Origin of the sequence: Gordonia sp. 852002-50816_SCH5313054-c, assembly GCF_001665925.1 — a bacterium.
Classification (GTDB): Bacteria; Actinomycetota; Actinomycetes; order Mycobacteriales; family Mycobacteriaceae; genus Gordonia; species Gordonia jacobaea.
In genome coordinates, this window is record NZ_LZTE01000053.1 from 21883 (window position 1) to 40495 (window position 18613).

At 64.5% G+C, this 18613-nt stretch carries 16 protein-coding genes; 10 read left to right on the top strand and 6 right to left on the bottom strand.

The genetic code is table 11. The features are described from left to right. Positions 1 to 64: 64 nt before the first annotated feature. The 6 genes from A5788_RS12420 (at position 65) to polA (ending at position 7610) form a co-directional block, all read left to right on the top strand. On the top strand, positions 65 to 1111 hold the full coding sequence (locus A5788_RS12420; RefSeq protein ID WP_064866912.1) for a branched-chain amino acid ABC transporter permease: 1047 nt from the start codon (positions 65 to 67) through the stop codon (positions 1109 to 1111). Further along, positions 1108 to 2373 (top strand): branched-chain amino acid ABC transporter permease, encoded by a 1266-nt coding sequence (locus A5788_RS12425; RefSeq protein WP_064866910.1) that lies wholly within the window; start codon positions 1108 to 1110, stop codon positions 2371 to 2373. The genes A5788_RS12420 and A5788_RS12425 overlap by 4 nt, the downstream gene beginning before the upstream one ends. Then, positions 2370 to 3380, top strand: a complete 1011-nt coding sequence (locus A5788_RS12430; RefSeq protein ID WP_064866908.1) for an ABC transporter ATP-binding protein — start codon at positions 2370 to 2372, stop codon at positions 3378 to 3380. Before A5788_RS12425 ends, A5788_RS12430 begins: the two co-directional genes overlap by 4 nt. Next, entirely contained in the window at positions 3364 to 4134 is a 771-nt protein-coding gene (locus A5788_RS12435; RefSeq protein WP_064866906.1) for an ABC transporter ATP-binding protein, read from the top strand. The genes A5788_RS12430 and A5788_RS12435 overlap by 17 nt, the downstream gene beginning before the upstream one ends. Before the next feature lie 4 nt (positions 4135 to 4138). Beyond that, positions 4139 to 4714, top strand: a complete 576-nt coding sequence (locus tag A5788_RS12440; protein ID WP_064866904.1) for a GNAT family N-acetyltransferase — start codon at positions 4139 to 4141, stop codon at positions 4712 to 4714. A gap of 82 nt (positions 4715 to 4796) precedes the next feature. After that, complete coding sequence (gene polA, locus A5788_RS12445) at positions 4797 to 7610, top strand: DNA polymerase I (protein WP_442902853.1); 2814 nt, start codon at positions 4797 to 4799, stop codon at positions 7608 to 7610. A 25-nt stretch (positions 7611 to 7635) separates the two neighbouring features. On the opposite strand, the gene A5788_RS12450 is transcribed toward polA, so the two are convergent. The 3 genes from A5788_RS12450 to A5788_RS12460 all read right to left on the bottom strand — a co-directional run bounded on the left by A5788_RS12450 (position 7636) and on the right by A5788_RS12460 (position 11529). After that, complete coding sequence (locus A5788_RS12450; protein WP_064866901.1) at positions 7636 to 8259, bottom strand: TetR/AcrR family transcriptional regulator; 624 nt, start codon at positions 8257 to 8259, stop codon at positions 7636 to 7638. A 62-nt stretch (positions 8260 to 8321) separates the two neighbouring features. Further along, positions 8322 to 9935 (bottom strand): amidohydrolase, encoded by a 1614-nt coding sequence (locus tag A5788_RS12455; RefSeq protein WP_064866899.1) that lies wholly within the window; start codon positions 9933 to 9935, stop codon positions 8322 to 8324. Between the two features lie 94 nt (positions 9936 to 10029). Next, positions 10030 to 11529, bottom strand: a complete 1500-nt coding sequence (locus A5788_RS12460; protein ID WP_064868166.1) for an APC family permease — start codon at positions 11527 to 11529, stop codon at positions 10030 to 10032. Between the two features lie 152 nt (positions 11530 to 11681). On the opposite strand from A5788_RS12460, the gene A5788_RS12465 reads away from it, so the two are divergent. Continuing rightward, a complete protein-coding gene (locus A5788_RS12465; RefSeq protein WP_064866895.1) occupies positions 11682 to 12782 on the top strand; it encodes an isocitrate/isopropylmalate dehydrogenase family protein in 1101 nt (366 codons plus the stop codon). On the opposite strand, the gene A5788_RS12470 is transcribed toward A5788_RS12465, so the two are convergent. Continuing rightward, positions 12783 to 14054: a lipase family protein gene (locus tag A5788_RS12470; protein WP_442902852.1), complete on the bottom strand. Its 1272-nt coding sequence runs from the start codon at positions 14052 to 14054 to the stop codon at positions 12783 to 12785. It abuts the gene before it with no gap. Positions 14055 to 14373: 319 nt separating this feature from the next. On the opposite strand from A5788_RS12470, the gene A5788_RS12475 reads away from it, so the two are divergent. Genes A5788_RS12475 through A5788_RS12485 form a run of 3 tightly spaced genes read left to right on the top strand, consistent with a single transcriptional unit; the run spans position 14374 to position 17054 of the window. Beyond that, positions 14374 to 15309: an ABC transporter substrate-binding protein gene (locus A5788_RS12475; protein ID WP_197494437.1), complete on the top strand. Its 936-nt coding sequence runs from the start codon at positions 14374 to 14376 to the stop codon at positions 15307 to 15309. 3 nt (positions 15310 to 15312) lie between these two features. Continuing rightward, a complete protein-coding gene (locus A5788_RS12480) occupies positions 15313 to 16272 on the top strand; it encodes an amino acid ABC transporter permease (RefSeq protein ID WP_064866893.1) in 960 nt (319 codons plus the stop codon). Beyond that, complete coding sequence (locus A5788_RS12485) at positions 16269 to 17054, top strand: amino acid ABC transporter ATP-binding protein (RefSeq protein WP_269449552.1); 786 nt, start codon at positions 16269 to 16271, stop codon at positions 17052 to 17054. Before A5788_RS12480 ends, A5788_RS12485 begins: the two co-directional genes overlap by 4 nt. Positions 17055 to 17084: 30 nt before the next feature. Here A5788_RS12485 and A5788_RS12490 read toward each other — a convergent pair whose 3' ends face one another. Beyond that, positions 17085 to 17996, bottom strand: coding sequence for a class I SAM-dependent methyltransferase (locus tag A5788_RS12490; RefSeq protein ID WP_442902850.1), 912 nt, complete (start codon positions 17994 to 17996; stop codon positions 17085 to 17087). Further along, a complete protein-coding gene (locus A5788_RS12495) occupies positions 17962 to 18564 on the bottom strand; it encodes a 2'-5' RNA ligase family protein (RefSeq protein ID WP_064866891.1) in 603 nt (200 codons plus the stop codon). The genes A5788_RS12490 and A5788_RS12495 overlap by 35 nt, the downstream gene beginning before the upstream one ends. Positions 18565 to 18613 lie beyond the last annotated feature (49 nt).

The following is an 18613-nucleotide window of genomic DNA, read 5'->3' on the forward strand; positions in this document are numbered from 1 at the left end:
GCCGTCGATCACGGCGGCCGGGCGCGGTTCGTGTCTGCGATTTTTCGACGATTGAGGGGATCGTATGACCACCACACTTCTGGTGGCACAGACGTCGACCGCAGTGGCATCCACCATCGGGTTCGACTATCACGCACTGTTCGACGGCTTCTGGGGCCTGACCATCGAGGGGCTGACCTACGGATCGGTGTACGCGCTTGTCGCGGTGGGATACACACTCGTCTATGGCGTGCTCCGACTGATCAACTTCGCTCATTCCGAGGTTTTCATGCTCGGCATGTTCGGCACCTACATCGGACTGCTGTTGTTGGGCTTCACGCCGTCGGGCAACACGTACTCCGAGGGAACGGTCATGACGGTCGTCTATCTCGTGCTCGCGGGCCTGTGCGGCATGATCGTGGCGGGCGGAGCGGCGGTCGGACTGGAGTTCGTCGCGTATCGGCCCCTACGTCGACGCGGCGCGAAGCCGCTCGCGTTCCTCATCACCGCGATCGGAATGTCGTTCGTACTGCAGGAATTCGTGCATTACGTGCTGCCGAAGTTCCCGGTCGACCCGCCACTCGGCGGCTCCACGGCACAACCGACGATTCGCCTCGTGGAGCCCGTGAAGGAGTTCACGATCTTCGGCGCCCCGGTATTCAACATGACGGTGGTGATCATCGGCTCTGCGTTGGTGCTGGCGCTCGGCGTCGACTTCATGATCAACAAGACACGTCTGGGACGTGGAATCCGTTCGGTGGCACAGGATCCCGATGCCGCGCTGCTGATGGGTGTCTCCCGCGATCGCATCATCCTGGTCACCTTCCTCATCGGTGGTCTGCTGGCAGGCGCTGCGGCGCTGCTCTACACGCTGCGTGTACCTACCAACATCGTCTACAACGGCGGCTTCATTCTCGGGATCAAGGCGTTCTGCGCCGCGGTGCTCGGCGGAATCGGCAACGTTCGTGGCGCGCTCTTGGGAGGCTTGCTGCTCGGTGTAATGGAGAACTACGGTTCCGTGCTCTTCGGAAATCAATGGAAGGACGTCGTCGCGTTCGTTCTCCTGATCCTCGTATTGATGTTCCGTCCAACCGGAATACTCGGTGAGAAGCTGGGGAAGGCGCGGGTATGACGACATCAGACAATGAGGCGTCAGACAGCGTGGCGTCAGACAAGGTGGCGTCGGCGAAAGTGTCTTCGACGCAACTGACCACGCCGCCGCCGCGCGGTCTCGGCGACCGTATCCGCACCTGGTGGGACAGCCTGCCTCGCGTGCAGCAGTGGCTACTCGGCGTCCCCCTCATCATTCTTCTCGCGCTGCTTCCGGTCATCAAACCGCCACTGATCACGACGACGGCAACCAACTTCGGTGTGGTCATGGCGACGTTCGCCATGACGGCATTGATTGCCATCGGACTCAACGTCGTGGTCGGCCAGACGGGTCTCCTCGACCTCGGCTACGTCGGCTTCTACGCGGTGGGCGCCTACGTCGTCGCATTGCTGACGAGTCCGGCGAGTCCGTTGTGGAACAGCGAAGATCACGGGTTCTTCTCGGGGCCGTGGGCGTGGCTCGCCTGCGTTCCGCTCGCGATCATCATCACCGGACTCACGGGGTTGGTCCTCGGTACCCCGACGCTGCGCGTCCGAGGCGACTACCTGGCGATCGTCACCCTGGGATTCGGCGAGATCGTGCGTCTGCTCGCCGACAACCTCACAGACATCACCAACGGTGCGTCGGGACTGCAGGGTGTCCTGTTCCCCGAGCTCGGGCGGTCCGACGCGCATCCCGACGGCGTGTTCTCCGTCGGTAACAACAGCCCGACCACGAACTACGGTGTCTGGTGGTACTGGCTGGGAATCGTCGCAGTCATCCTCGTACTGATCATCATCGGCAATCTGGAACGCAGCCGCGTCGGACGCTCGTGGGTGGCGATTCGTGAAGACGAGGACGCTGCCGAGATCATGGGCGTGCCCACGTTCAAGTACAAGCTGTGGGCGTTCGTGATCGGCGCGGGTATCGGCGGGCTGTCGGGCGCCGTCTACGCGGGCCAGGTGCAGTACGTCGATCCCAAGGCGTTCACGGTCATCAACTCGATGCTTTTTCTCTGTGCCGTCGTGCTCGGCGGACAGGGCAACAAGCTCGGCGTGATCGCCGGCGCGTTCATCATCGTCTACCTGCCTGCGCGGGTGCAGGGCATCGAGGTGGGCGGGCAGTCGCTCAGCGAGTTCAAGTACCTGTTCTTCGGCATCGCCCTCGTGGTGCTGATGATCTTCCGGCCGCAAGGCCTGTTCCCGGCACGAGCGCGACTGTTGACCTTCGGTCGGAAGGTTTATGCCGCTGTCCGTCGTAACCCCAACCCGCTACCGTCGGGAAGTGAGGAGGCGCACGCATGACGCACAGGACACCTGACGACGCCGCGGACGATCGCGCCGACGACACCACTCCGCGTGTCGACATCAGCAAGGCGCAGACCGGGCAAGATAACGTCGAACAGGTCGAGGAGGTGCTCGCCGACCCCGAGTCGACGGCCGTCGTCGACCCGGCAGCGGTCGATCCGCAACTCGCTGATCCAGAAGCTGTCGCCGAAGCCGTTGCGCCGCAACGGAACATCGAAACTGCCGAGGGTGAACCGCTACTGAAGGTCACCGGTTTGACCGTCGAATTCGGTGGCCTGGCTGCACTTGACGACGTCACGTTCGACATCAAGCGCGGCGAGATCCTCGGCCTGATCGGACCCAATGGCGCGGGCAAGACCACGTGCTTCAACGCGATTACGGGCGTCTATCGTCCGACGCGTGGAACGGTGGTCTTCGACGGTGCGCCGCTCGGCAAGATGTCGCAGCACAAGATCACTCGCAAGGGGATCGCGCGTACCTTCCAGAACGTGCGGCTCTGGGGTGAGATGACCGCCCTGGAGAACGTCTCCGTCGGCACCGATGCCCGACACAAGACGTCGGTCTTCGGAGCAATCATGCGCACGCCGCGGCTGTACCGCGAAGAACACGACGCCGTCGACCGCGGGATGGCGCTGCTCGAGTTCGTCGGTATCGGTGCCCGCGCGGCGGAGAAGGCGTCGAATCTCCCGTACGGAGATCAGCGTCGTCTCGAAATCGCTCGGGCATTGGCCACCGAACCCAAGCTGCTGTGCCTCGACGAGCCTGCGGCCGGCTTCAATCCGAGCGAGAAGTCGGCGCTGATGGAGTTGATCCAGAAGATCCGCGAGGACGGCTACACCGTGCTGCTGATCGAGCACGACATGCGCTTGGTCATGGGTGTGACCGACCGCATCGTCGTCCTCGAATTCGGCCGCAAGATCGCTGACGGCTCACCGCGCGAGGTTCGCGAGAATCCCGCGGTCGTCGCCGCCTACCTGGGAGTTCCCGATGACCAAATCGCCTGATCTCAGCAAGGATTCGGCCTCGACGACCACCAAGACACCGGTGCTGGAAATGACCGACGTCGTCATTCACTACGGCCGAATCCAAGCGCTGCACGGCATCTCGCTACACGTCGACGAGGGCGAGCTGGTGACTCTCCTCGGAGCCAACGGCGCGGGAAAATCGACCACGATGCGCGGTATCTCCGGTCTGCTCAAACTCAGTCAGGGCGACATCAAGTTCCATGGCGAGTCGATCACCAAGCTGGCCCCGCACGAGCGTGTGTCACGGGGAATCATCCAGGTTCCCGAGGGCAGACACATCTTCCCGGGAATGACGGTGCTCGAAAATCTCGACATGGGTTGCTATGGAAGGAAATTCGAGTCCAAGGCTGCCTACAGTCAGGCCCTCGACCAGGTCTTCGAGTTGTTTCCGCGGTTGGCGGAACGGCGCAAGCAATACGGCGGCACCATGTCCGGCGGCGAGCAGCAGATGCTCGCGATCGGTCGTGGACTGATGGCGCGTCCCAATCTGCTACTCCTCGACGAACCGTCAATGGGATTGGCGCCCATGGTGATCCAACAGATCTTCTCGATCATCGCGCAGATCAACGCGGAGGGAACCACGATCCTGCTCGTCGAGCAGAATGCGCAGCAGGCCTTGAGCCGCTCCGATCGGGGCTACATCCTGGAGACCGGCACGATCCTGAAAGAGGGTCCGGGCAAAGAGCTACTCGTCGACGACGCGGTGCGTGAGGCGTATCTCGGCGTAGCCTGACGCGGTGACCGCCTACGCCATCGAGGGCTCAACGGACAACAAGCTCGTCAGCGAGATTCTCGGAGAGGCGTTTGCCGACGACCCGGTGATGCGGTGGTTGCAACCCGACACCACCCGGTACGCGGCCCTGTATCGCGCATTGTTGACCGCGGGTCACGGGTCGCGGGGACGTATCGACGTGTGCTGTGACGGTGGCCGGGCAGTCGGCGCCGCGGTGTGGGACCCGCCGGGATTTCACCCCTCGAGCGGCCGCCAACTGTTGGCGGTGCCGCGGTTCCTGTCGGCGCTGGGCGGTCGGTACCGTCGCGGCCAACAGATCGAGGAGATGTTCGCGGGATACCGTCCGCGCGAACCGCACTGGTATCTGGCATTCGTCGGCGCCACACTGCAGGGGCGCGGCGTCGGAAGTACGTTGTTGCGCACCGGGATGGAGTCGGTCGACGGCCCGGCGTATCTGGAGAGCTCCAACGAGGCGAATATTCCGCTCTACGAGCGATTCGGTTTCACGGTGACCGCCGAGGTGACGTTGCCGGAGAACGGACCTACGGTGTGGCCGATGTACCGCAGCGCGCCTGGCTGAGGATTCGCGAGGGGCCGTGGGGTTGCCGGGGATGGGTTGCCGGGGATGAGGCGTGTCGGGGGGCGTCACTAGACTCGGCGGTGTGAGTCCTGCGCAAAGTGCACCCGTGAAGAGTTCCGACGGCACACCCGCTGACGGCAAGGCTGCGCCGTCGACGTCGTCGCGATCGAGTCAGAAGGGTGGCAAGGGTAAGCGTCAACCGACGTTGATGCTGCTCGACGGGCACTCGCTGGCCTATCGGGCGTTCTTCGCGCTTCCTGCCGAGAACTTCAAAACGGCGACCGGCCAGACGACCAACGCGGTGTACGGCTTCACCTCCATGTTGATCAACCTGCTCCGCGACGAGGAACCGACGCACGTCGCAGCGGCGTTCGACGTCTCGCGCAAGACCTTCCGCTCGGAGATGTTTCCCGAGTACAAGGCACAGCGATCCAAGTCGCCCGACGAGTTCAACGGTCAGGTCGATCTGACCAAAGAGGTGCTCGATGCGCTCGGAATCCCCGTGATGGCGATCGAGGGCTACGAGGCCGACGACATCATCGCGACGCTGGCAACGCAGGCCGAAGCGGAGGGCTACAAGGTTCTCGTCGTCACCGGCGACCGGGACTCGCTGCAGCTCGTCGACGACTCGGTGACGGTGTTGTACCCGCGCAAAGGCGTGTCGGAGCTGACCCGCTTCACCCCCGAAGAGGTCGAGAAGAAGTACGGACTCACACCCACGCAGTATCCCGACTACGCGGCGCTGCGCGGCGACCCGAGCGACAACCTGCCCGGCATCCCGGGCGTGGGGGAGAAGACGGCGTCGAAGTGGATTCGAGAGTACGGCTCTCTCGCCTCACTCATCGATCACGTCGACGAGGTCAAGGGAAAGGTCGGCGACGCATTGCGCGCGCACCTGGCCTCGGTGCAGACGAATCGCCAGCTCACCGAGCTCGTCCGCGACATGCAATTGCCTGCCACGCCCGACGAACTGGCGATGGTCGGCTGGGACCGCGACCGCATCCACCAACTCTTCGACGACCTCGAGTTCCGTGTCCTGCGCGATCGTCTGTTCTCGACGCTCAGTTCCGTCGAACCGGAGGCCGAATCAGGGTTTGAACTCGACGGGTCGGTCCTCGGCGAAGGTGAGGTTCGCGACTGGCTCGACGCGCACGCCCGCACCGGCCGCAGCGGACTCACCGTCACCGCTCCGCACCAGGTCGTCGGCGCAGACGTGACGGGCGTCGCGATCGCCGCGGCCGACGGTACGTCGGGCTACGTCGACGTCACGGTGCTCGGCCCCGACGACGAGAAGGCGCTCGGCGATTGGTTTGCCGACTCGACCATCGACAAGGCCCTCCACGAGACGAAGTGGGCCATCCACGCGCTGCGGTCTCGTGGGTGGACGCTCGCCGGTGTCACCAGCGACACCGCCCTCGCCGCGTACCTCGTCCGGCCCGGCCAACGAACCTTCAACCTCGACGATCTCGCGCTGCGCTACCTGCGACGCGAACTGCGCGCCGACGATGGCGCCGACTCCGGGCAGCTCTCGCTCCTCGACGACGACGGGGGCGCGGGCAAGATCGCCGAGCAGGCGATGCTCGAGGCGCGGGCTGTCGCCGAGCTCGCCGACACCCTCGACACCGAGCTGGACCGCATCGACTCCAAGCCGCTGCTGACCGAGATGGAGCTGCCACTGCTCTTCGTGCTCGCCGACCTCGAGGCAGCGGGGATCGCGGTCGACGTCGAGCACTTCGGTCAGCTCGAAGAGACGTTCTCCGAGCGCATACGGACGGCCGCGGAGGCCGCCTACGAGGTGATCGGCGAGCAGATCAACCTCGGCTCGCCCAAGCAGTTGCAGACGGTGCTGTTCGACAAGCTCGACATGCCCAAGACCAAGAAGACCAAAACCGGATACACGACCGACGCCGACGCCTTGCAGACCCTCTACGAGAAGACCGAGCATCCGTTCCTCGCGTATCTCCTCGAGCACCGTGATGCCACGCGACTCAAGGTGACCGTCGACGGTCTGCTCAAGTCGGTGGCCGACGACGGCCGCATCCACACGACCTTCAACCAAACCGTCGCGGCGACGGGTCGGCTGTCGTCGACCGAACCCAACCTGCAGAACATTCCGGTTCGTACCGAAGCCGGCCGCGAGATCCGCCACGGATTCGTCGTCGGGTCGGACAACGGACCCGGTGGCACCGGCAAGCCGTACGAGACCCTCATGACGGCCGACTACAGCCAGATCGAAATGCGCATCATGGCTCACCTCTCTGGCGACGCGGGCCTCATCGAGGCGTTCAACACCGGAGAAGACCTCCACAACTTCGTCGGGTCACGGGCTTTCGGAGTGCCGATCGACGCAGTGACCACAGATATGCGGCATCGTGTCAAAGCGATGTCGTACGGTCTCGCATACGGACTCTCGGCGTTCGGGCTCGCGGCGCAGCTGCGGATCAGTCGCGACGAGGCCAAGGAACAGATGGAGGCCTACTTCGACCGCTTCGGTGGCGTGCGGGACTACCTTCATGACGTCGTCGTCGAGGCACGCCGAAACGAGTACACCGCAACGCTTTTCGGTCGACGCCGCTACCTACCCGACCTCAACAGCGACAACTGGCAACGGCGTCAGGCGGCAGAGCGTATGGCGCTCAACGCCCCGATCCAGGGCACGGCTGCCGACATCATCAAGGTCGCCATGATCAACGTGCACAAGCGACTCGTCGCCGAGAAGCTTGCCTCCCGCATGTTGCTCCAGGTCCACGACGAGCTCGTCGTCGAAGTGGCAGAGGGTGAGCGCGAACAAGCCGAGAAGGTCGTTCGCGAAGAGATGGGCAATGCTATCGATCTGTCTGTGCCACTGGAGGTTTCGGTCGGCTTCGGTCGCTCGTGGGACGACGCCGCGCACTGAGGAACGCAGTCCTGCGATAGAGCTGTCAGTTCTGCGACACGCGGGCCAGTTCGGTCTCGAGGCCGATGACGGCCAAGTCGACGGTCAGCTCGAACGCTTCGTCAGCGCGCACGCGTCCCGTCGGTGCTGCTGACAGCGCACGCCCGAGGGCGCTGTCGGCTGCGACGCCGTCGGCCGACCACACCTCCTCGGGTGCGCCGACGTCGAGCGCCGACCCGAGCGCGATGGTGTCGAGAAACGTGATGACGTGCAGCACCCGATCGATCGGGAACCCGGCGTCGACGAGCTTCTGCGCTAATCGGTCGTAGCCGCGCAGCACCTCGGGTGCGCGAACCGTTTGCGCCGTGAGTGCCCGCACCAGTTCGGGGTGGGCGCCGAAGCCCGCGCGGTAGCCGATCAGCCACTCTCGAACCACGTCGCGCCAGTCCTCCGGCCACTCGATCGACACCGAGAGTTCCTCGGCGATCACCCCGCGGATGAGCTCGAGGAGTTGCTCGCGGCTCGCCACATGGTGATACAGCGACGACACCGCTACGTTGAGGCGCTTCGCAACCCCGGGCATGGTGAACGAGCCGTCGGAGTCGAGCGCGTCGAGTGCCGCTCGGGCAATCGTGTTCGGATCGAGGATCGGTGTGCGCGGGCGGGGCATTCCGTAAGCCTAGTGACTCGCCGTATGCCTGATGCTCGCCGTTGCCTCGACGCTCGGGCGGGTCAGGCGTCGACGTGGTCGGCGCGATGCACCACGTCGCCTCCGACCATGGTGAGCACGATCGGGGCGTCGGCGAGTTCGTCGGGCGGGCACCGGAGCGGATCGACGGCGAACGCGGTGAGGTCAGCGCGACAGCCCACCGCGATGGCACCCGCGTCGCTCGCGCCCTGCGCTCGTGCGGCGTGGCTCGTATAGCCCTCGAGCGCCATGCGCGCGGTGAGTGCCTGTCCGGGAAGGATCGGAGCGTCGTCGAGATGTCCCGCGCGGCGTCGGAGCTGGGCGTCGGCCATGATCGAACGGGCATCGAAGGGTGCGATCGGCCAGTCCGAACCCAACGCGAGGATCGCTCCCGCGTCACGGATGTCGCGCGTACGGAATGCGCGGTCGGCACGTTCGGTCCCGAGTCTCTCCGACCAGTTGTCGGAGTGGTCGGCGCGCGTGTAGTGGGTGCAGTGGGTCGGCTGCATGCTCGCGACGACGCCCTGCCGCGCGAAACGGTCGACGAGGTCGTCGGGGAGTGTTTCGATGTGTTCGATCCGATGTCGTGCGCCCGACGGGAGTTCGGGTAGATCGACGAGACTGTCGAGTGCATAACGGATTCCGGCGTCGCCGATCGCGTGGGTCACCGTGGGGACACCTCGCTGTGCCAAGTAGCGCAGCGCGTGTCGGTACTCCGCCGGGTCCGGCCACAGCGGTGCGGTCGATTCGCCGTGGGAGTCGGGAGTCTCGAGCCACGCGGTGCCACCGTCGATGGTGCCGTCGACCATGAACTTGACGCCGTCGACACGCCACCGCCTGCCACCGCGACGCTGCAGTTCGACGATGTGATCGAGTTGCTCGGTGTCAGTGCCGGGCATGCAGAACGGAGCGAAGCGGAGCCGCATGGGAAGTTCGATGTCGGCTTCGAGTGCGGTGACGAGCTCGCCGCTGTCGCCTTCGAAATCCATGGCGTTCGCTGATGTCAGTCCGGCCGCTGCCATGGAGCCGAGGAGTTCGGTGAGGCGTCGTCGGCGTTGGTGTGCCGACTCGGGCGGTACGACCGCGGATACGACGCTGACCGCCTCCAACTCCAGCAGGTGGCCCGTGGGAATGCCGTCCTGGCAGACGATCTCGGCGTTGCCGCTGAATGTCCGCGGGCCATCGACGCCCGCGATGCGCAGTGCCGCCGGCGTGGCGAGTGCTGAATGACCGTCGAAGAGGTAGAGCAGGGTGGGCAGGTCGGGTCCCACCGCCGTCACCACCACGTCGGACGTGACGGGTCGGCCACCGAACGCGTTGGGATCGAGGCCCCAGCCCCGTACCCAGCCGTCGACGACCGGGGCGGTCCGCAGAGCCTCGACGAGTTGATCGAGGTTGTCGACGCCCGAGAGGTCGACGCCGGCCGAGATGTCCAGTCCGAGAACAGGATGGATGTGTCCGTCGATGAGGCCGGGGGTGAGTGTCGCGCCTCCCAGATCCACGATCTGAGTTGACGCAGAGATATAGGTGGCCAGCGAATCCGCATCGCCGAGTGCGCAGATCCGCCCGTCGGAGATGGCGACGGCGCTGTGGCCCTGTTCCCCTGTCAGTGTGTGGATGGTCTTGGCGAGAATCACCGTGTCGGCTCGCTGTGTCATTGTCGTCCCTGTGTCATGGTCGTCCCTGCGTATGTCGTTGAGTGCGGTCTGGTACGTGATTGAGTTGTGCCACTGCGTGTTCAGGTCCCTGGTGTCAGCGTTCGGTGCTGGCGTGCGGGTCGTCGTAGAGGCCGCCGATGCGGGCATAGGTGCGTGGTACCCGGGCGCGGAAGTAGAGTGCCGCACCGATTCCGAGGAGGAACACGACCCCGACGCTGCCGACGAGTGCCGCGTTGGCAGCGGTGCCCATATTGGTCAGCAGCTTGATGTTTGCCACGAGTAGTAGCAATGCGAGGCCGAGAAGGATGGTGCTCAGGACTCCCGCGATCAGTCCGACCCGCTCGGCCCTGACGTAGTGCTTGCGCACGAAGTACGCGACCACCGCGAGCGATGTGATCACCTGCAGCGCAATGATTCCCACGATTCCCGGGGTGTTGAGGACCAGCAGGAGTTGATAGTACGGATCTGCACCGGCCAGGCCGAACGCCGCGATGACGACGGCGGCGAGGATGGTCTGCAGATTGCCTGCGCGAGAAGGGGATTTGTACACAGGGTGAGTGCGATCGAGGATGCGGGGCAGCGCGCCGTCGCGTGCGAGTGCATAGGTGTAGCGGTTGATGGCGTTGTGGAACGCGATCTGCGATGCCAGTGCACTCGTGACGATGAGCAGCGACATCACGTCGGTCGCCCAGCTGCCCACATACGTCGTCATGGCGGAGAAGAAGAGGTCGGCGACGTCGTCGCCCGCGGCCTGCTGCACGTGAGCGGCGCCGAATGCCTGGACGATCGCCCAGACGATGAAGCAGTAGAAGATGGCCATGAAGCCGACTGCCCAGTAGGTGGCGCGGGGGATGGAGCGGTCGGGGTCGCGAGCCTCGGAGCGATAGAGGGCCGTCGACTCGAATCCCATGAACGCCGCGAACGCAAAGGCCAGCACGCCTGCCATTCCAGGAGCGAAGATCGCCTTGGGAGTGAAGGTGGAGAACTCGATACCGTGCGCTCCGCCCTTGACGAGGATCGCGACGGCGAGAACCAGCAGGATGCCGGTTTCGAGGGCGAGGAGGACTCCGAGGAATCGCGCCCCGACGTCGATTCCGCGACGGCCGACGAACCACACGATCGCGATCGCGACGAGTGCGAGTACGGGCCACGGGATGTCGACGCCGAGCACCCGCGAGATGGCGTCGTGCGTCTGAACGGCGAGGAGGCCGTACACGCCGATCTGGAGTGCGTTGTACGAGACGACCGCGAGGAAGCCTGATGCGAGTCCGGCGACCCGCCCGAGGCCAAGAGTGATGTAGGAGTAGAAGGCGCCTTTGCCGCCGGTGGCCCTGGTCATCGCCATGAACGCCACCGCAAACACCGCGAAGCTGATGCCGGCGGCGAGATAGGCGACCGGCGCGCCGACGCCGCCGATGGCCAGTGCCAGGGGCGCGACGCCCGCCATCACGGTCAGCGGGGCCGCCGCCGCGATCACCATGAAAGCAATCGACGGTGCGCCGAGTGCGTCCTGTTTGAGATCGATACCTGCGGGTGGTTGCGAATCGACAGCGGCAGGTGGAGTGCCGACTCGGGATGGATCTGCAGTGCTCATGGGGAGCCTTTCGAGAGCGACGCTACGAGAGCGTCGTCGAAGAGAATGGCGGCTGGCCTGCGGCGTTGAAAGCCAAACCGAATGTCATTCGGTTTCTAGCTATGCTGAGGTGGCTCGGCAGAGTTGTCAAGCGTTCTGGCAATATTTGCGAAATGAGTAGGGACAGTCGACTGGCGATCGGTGTACTCGACGGCGACGGGATCGGGCCGGAGATCGTGCCGATCGCCGTCGACGCGGCGAGTGCGGCAGGTGCGCGCGAAGACATCGAATTCGATTGGGTGACTTTGCCTCTCGGTCGTGACGCAATAGCCGAGCACGGCACGCCGACACCGCAATCGACGCTCGAGGGTCTCGACGAACTCGACGTGTGGATTCTCGGCCCGCACGACTCGGCCGGATATCCCGAGGAGTTCCGTGGGACGCTGACGCCTGGTGCGGTGATCCGTAAGCGGTTCGGGCTATATGCGAATATTCGGCCGTGTCGGGCCTATCGCGGCGTGGCCGCAACCGCGCCTGACATCGACGTGGTGATCGCGAGGGAGAACTCCGAGGGGCTGTACGCAGACCGGAACATGGCCGTCGGGAGTGGTGAATTCATGCCGACACCCGATATTGCGCTCGCGGTCGGAGTCGTCACCCGTGAGGCGAGTCGTCGAATCGCTCGAGAGGCATTCCGACTCGCGAGGCAGCGCTCGCGGCATGTCACCATCGTGCACAAGGCCAACGTTTTACGACTCACGACCGGCCTCTTCCGTGATGCGTGCCGCGAGGTGGCGGTGGACTTCCCCGACGTCGACGTCGACGAGCAGCATGTCGACGCGATGGCAGCACTGCTGGTTCGCAGGCCCGCGGACTTCGACGTGCTGGTCACCGAAAACCTCTTCGGCGACATCCTCTCCGATCTCGCGGGCGAGTTGGCGGGTTCGCTGGGAATGGCGGGTTCGGTGAACTGCTCGTCGACCAAGGCCATGGCGCAAGCCAGCCACGGTGCGGCCCCCGACATCGCCGGGCGCGGAATCGCCGATCCCGTCGGCATTCTCGCCTCGACCGCGATGATGCTCCGATGGTGGGGCGATCAGCGAGCCGACGATGCGCTCACGCGCTGCGCCGCGAGAATCGACGACGCCATCGACGTCACGCTGGCCGCGGGGATTCGCACGGCCGATCTCGGCGGGGCCTCAACCACGACAGAGTTCGGTGCCGCGGTCGTCGAAGCGATCGACCGCGGCACCGAACGGGCTGATGGGTCCTGACTAGCTGATGGGGCCCAGGGTGTTGCCGGTCGGAATTCCCGAGCAGTAGGTCGCGGGACGCCCGGCGAAACGGTCGGCGAGGAACTTCTCCGCATCGGGTGCCCAGGGCAGGAACGCATCGAAGTGACTGAGCTTGGGATAGGTCTTGTACTGCGTCGGTACTCCTTCACGGCAGTACTTCGTCGCCAATCCCTGCACGTCGCCGTCGATCATGATCCCGTCGCCGGTTCCGTCGACGTTGCCGACACCGAGGAACATCGGATTTCTCGGCTTGCCGACCCAACCCATGATGTTCTGGTTGAAGGCCTGCGGGATCCCCGGGACGGTCAACAGCCCCGGATACTGCGGTAGCAGCAATTGTGTGTCGGTCAGTCCCGGATATTTGGTCGCGAAGTTGATCAGGCACTGCCCCTGGGTCTGCGCGAGTGTTTGGGTTCCCTTGGGGGACAGGTACTGGCCGATGTTGAGGTCGAAGGTCGCGTTGTAGACATTCATGAGCGCGGGGATCACGCCGGCCCACTGCTTGCTGCCATTGACATAGGGCAGGTTGTGCGACGGCTGGACGAGGACTCCACCCGCGGCGGCGCCGACGATGTGGAGTTCGGGAGCGTAGCTCGCGGCCAGGTCGGCGCCGAAGCCGGTGGGCACCGATCCGCCCGAGTAGCCGAAGAGCCCGACCGGCGTCGACGAGGGCAGGCGCAGGTGTCGCTCAGCGGTACGGATGCTGTCGAGAGCGGTCTGCGCGGACTCGCGCCCCATCGTCCAGCGCATCTTCAAGCCTTCGTAGTCGGGGACTACGACGGTGTATCCCTGCGCAAGAAATGAACCGATGATGATGTCGTCGAATTCCGGTCCGCGGCCGGTATTGCCACCGCGGAGAGCGTACGAGGGATCGCATTGTGACCCGAGTGCGTCATAGGGGGAGTGATACGAGATCAGTTTTCGCGGCCCGGATGTCACCGGTTCGAGTATCGAGGTGACTGCTGCCGTCGGCTTGCCGAATTGATCCGTGGTGCGGAACAGGATCTGCGTCGCAACTGCCGGAAACCTCTTGTCGCCGTAGGCCACTTGGACGACACGAGTCTTCAGTGGCGTACCGGGTGCGACGTGGGTAAGACTTCGCTGCGTGCCGTAGAAGGGGTCCTGGGACGGAGGCTTCAATGGACTCGCGGAAGCTGTTGCAGGCACGAGGAAACCCGTGAGCGTCGCTGCCAACAGTGCCGCAACAAATCCGGACAATGCGACCCAGAATGGCCGAGTGGGGCGAATCACGGTCGGAATGCTAATGCGAAGAAGGGCTCTTCGCAAACTTTATCTTGAATCCATCAATTCACGTTTTCTCGAAAATGTTCGCGTGGAGAAGTTTATTGATCGGACACGTTGTGTTCATGCCCGACCGTGCGACTCGGGCCGGTCTGACCTAAGCGCCCGGCAGTACCGGTACTCGGATGCGTCCTCGAGCCGAGCGCAGTTAATCCTGCGTAACTACCGGGTGGATTCAACGCTGAGCCAGTAAGTTACTTCGAAGTGCCGACGGTGTGTCGGTGTGTGGTCTCGAGGCGCCCACAGGGGTGCCGGGGGAAGGATTTCGATGCGACTTCAGCGATCGACACGTGCGCGATCATGGCGATTCGGTGGCCTGTTCGCCGCACTGGTGGCAGTGCTGGCTTTGGTACTCGCCGGATGTACGAACAACGAGTCCGACGAGGGGTCGGCCGGCGGCGCGGCCAGCTCGTCGAAGGCCGTCGAGGCGACCAAGGTCGATTCCATCGCCGCGCTTGTGCCTGAACCGATTCGGCAGTCGGGCCAGCTCATCGTCGGTGTCAACGTTCCCTATTCCCCCAACGAGTTCAAGGATCCCTCCGGCAAGATCGTCGGGTACGACGTGGATCTGATGAACGCGGTCGCCGCAGTGCTCGGTCTCAAGCCGGAGTACAAGGAAGCCGACTTCGACAAGATCATCCCGGCGATCCAGCAGGGCACCTACAACGTGGGCATGTCGTCGTTCACCGACAGCAAGGAGCGCGAGCAGCAGGTCGACTTCGTCACCTACTACAACGCCGGTGTGCAGTGGGCGCAGCAGGCGGGCGGCAACATCGACCCGAACAACGCCTGCGGCAAGCGGGTCGCGGTGCAGTCGACCACCGTCGAGGACACCGACGAGGTTCCTGCCAAGAGCAAGGCGTGCACCGACGCGGGTAAGCCTGCCATCGAGAAGGTCAAGTTCGACAGCCAGGACGAAGCGACCAACGCTCTCGTGCTCGGCAAGGTGGATGCGATGTCGGCGGATTCGCCCGTGACCGCCTACGCGATCAAGCGCTCGGACGGCAAGCTCGAGGCCGCAGGCGGAGTATTCGACTCGGCACCCTACGGCTACCCGGTGCAGAAGGGGTCGTCGTTGACCCAGGCGCTGCAGCAGGCTGTTCAGCACCTCATCGACAACGGTCAGTACAAGCAGATCGCCGAGAACTGGGGCGTCGAAGCAGGCGCGATCCAGAAATCTGTGATCAACGGCGCGGTCAGCTGATCCGTGTCGACGCCGTCTGACGGCAGAGTCGGGGTCGACTCCGCGAAAGCGGAGCCGACCCCGATCAAGGCCGTACCGCTCAAACATCCCGGTCAGTGGATCGCCGCGGCGATCGTGCTCATCCTTGTCGCCCTGTTCATCTACGGCGCGGCCACCAACAAGGCCTACGCGTGGGACACCTACGCCAAGTACCTGTTCGACACCCGCATCATGTCGGGTGTCGGGTACACACTCGCGCTGACGGTCCTGTCGATGGTGATCGCGATCGTGCTGGGCGTCGTGTTGGCGATCATGCGACTGTCGCCGAATCCGGTACTCCGTTCGACGTCGTGGGTCTATCTATGGGTGTTCCGCGGTACGCCGGTGTACGTCCAACTCGTGTTCTGGGGCTTGTTCCCCTCGATCTACAAGCGCATCGACCTGGGTATCCCGTTCACAGTTCAGTTCGCGCACTTCGATATCCAGTCGCTGAATGCTGCATTTCTGTTCGCGGTCATCGGCCTGGCCCTCAACGAGGCCGCCTACATGGCGGAGATCGTGCGCGCGGGTGTGTCGTCGGTGGGTGAGGGGCAGACCGAGGCGTCGGTGGCGCTGGGTATGACATGGTCGCAGACCATGCGCAGAACGGTGCTCCCGCAGGCGATGCGTGTGATCATCCCGCCGACGGGCAACGAAGTCATCAGCATGCTCAAGACCACGAGCCTCGTGGCGGCGGTGCCGTTCAGCCTCGAACTGTACGGTCGTGCTCGTGACATCTCGGGCGTGATCTTCCAGCCGATCCCGCTGCTGATGGTCGCGTCGACCTGGTACCTCGTGGTCACGAGCATCCTGATGGTCGGGCAGTACTACCTGGAGCGGCACTACGCGCGGGGTGCGACACGTGCGCTGACAGGTAAGCAACTCAAGGCACTCGCCGCAGAGGCAGAGGTGACCGATCCACAACACGGGGGTGGGGGAGCATGACGGTGGTCGAAGAGACGTCGGCGACACCGATGGTGCTGGCCGACCGGGTGTGTAAGAGCTTCGGTACGACGCAGGTGCTCAAAGGCATTTCGTTGGAGGTCGAGCGCGGCGAGGTCCTGTGCATCATCGGTCCGTCGGGCTCTGGCAAGTCGACATTCCTGCGTTGCGTCAACCATCTCGAGGAGGTCAACGCGGGACGGCTGTACGTCGACGGCGACCTCATCGGTTATCGCGAACGTGGCGGCAAACTGTATGAGATGAGTCCGAAGGATGCGGCCAAGCAGCGTCGTGACATCGGCATGGTGTTCCAGCACTTCAACCTGTTCCCTCACCGGACGGTAATCGAGAACGTGATCGAGGCGCCGACGCAGGTCAAACGAAAGAACAAGGCCGAGGCCACGTCTCGCGCCGAATACCTGCTGGAGCGCGTCGGACTCGCCGACAAGGCGCAGTCTTATCCGTCGCAACTCTCCGGCGGACAGCAGCAGCGCGTCGCGATTGCCAGAGCACTGGCGATGGAGCCGAAACTGATGCTCTTCGACGAGCCGACGTCGGCGCTCGATCCCGAACTGGTCGGTGAGGTGCTGGGCGTCATGCGCGAACTCGCGGCAAGTGGAATGACCATGCTCGTGGTCACCCACGAGATGGGTTTCGCCCGCGAGGTGGCAGACCAACTGGTGTTCATGGACGGTGGCGTCGTCGTCGAACAGGGCGATCCACGAGAGGTGCTGGCCAATCCGCAGCACGAGCGGACCAAGACCTTTCTGTCGAAGCTGTTGTGATCGATTCCGCTGTCACCAATTGCTCTGTGATCAGCTGGGTTTGACGCAACAGAACACCGCGGTGCCCGGAAAGTACTGTCCCCGAAGCGGACTCCACTGACCCCACTCATCCTCGAGGTCGTCCGGCCATTCCGGCTCGACGATGTCGTCGAGGATCAGTCCGGCAGCGCGGATGTCGCGGACTCGATCGCCGATGGTGCGGTGATGCTCTACGTAGGTCACCGTGCCGTCGGCGTCGACCTCGGAATAGGGCGTTCTGCTGAAGTACGGCATGGTGACGGTCAGCCCGGCGGGCCCTGGATCGTCGGGAAACATCCAGCGCATGGGGTGATTCACCGAGAAGACCCAGCGGCCGCCCGGCCGCAGGACGCGTGCGGCCTCGGCCATCACCCGGGCGGGTTCGGCGACGAAAGGCACTGCGCCAAACGACGAGAACGCGATGTCGAAGCTCTCGTCGGCAAAGGGCAGCGACTCCGCGGTCGCCTGAACGAGCGGTACGCGCGGTTCGTCGAATCGCTTCATGGTGGCGAGCCCGTGCGCGAGCATCTTCTGCGACAGATCGAGTCCGACGGTGCGCGCACCTCGGGCGACGAGCCACCGTGAACACGGCGCGGAACCGCACCCGATCTCGAGGATGTCGCGGCCGGCGACATCGCCGAGCAGGTGAACGTCGGCCTCTCGCAACCGTTCTGGTCCCCACACGAACTCGCCGCCACGGGAGTCGGAGCCGAGGAACCCGCCGTGTTCGCGGTGATAGTCCTGCGCCTCTGCATCCCACCAGGCGCGGCTCGCGGCATCGCTCGTCGACGAATCGATACGGCCGAGCAGTCGCGGCGCGTGGGGAGTCTCGTCGTCGCCGATCACCTGACTGAGTTTAGAGATGGCGGAACCATCGGCCGGCCGGGAGTCATGAGGCCGAACCCGAACCGTCGGGATGCTCATCGAAGACGACATCTGTTCGACTGTCGCCGTCCCAGCGTCGGATCGCGGTGATGGTCGCGCGAATGCCTCCATCTTCGGTAGCACCGGCGCGAATGCCGTGAGGGGGCAGATCGAGCGCGGCCACGACGTCGGGGAGGACGTCGGAGTGCACACGGCGTGCCATCGTGACGTGTGGGGTCCAGGAGCCCGGGAGTGAGTGGGAGAAGACGCCCGGCTCGTCGTCGGCGGTGAACGCATATCCGGACAGCGCCTCGACCAGCTGCAGATGGGCGGTCAGCAAGCGGGCGGTCGGCACCACCAGCAGTGCGACGACGAGGCGGTCGCCACGGCCGAAGATCAATGGCGCGCCGACGGTGACCGGGATCGGAAGTGTTGCGGTGCACTGGCGTACTGCCCGGTCGGCGGCCGGGTCGATCCGTCGCGTCGCGACGGCCGTGACGTGCGGGCGGTTGGTGGGCGAGGGGTTCGTGCCTGCGTTGGGCAGGTGCGACGCCGCGAGGGCTTCCCAGAACATGCGCAGGCGAACCTCTGACTCGTCGTCGAAGAGGAATTCCACCGAATGCGCCAACGTTGCACCCCTCGCCTGTCGTGGTGTCCCGGCCCGTGTCATTTGCGCG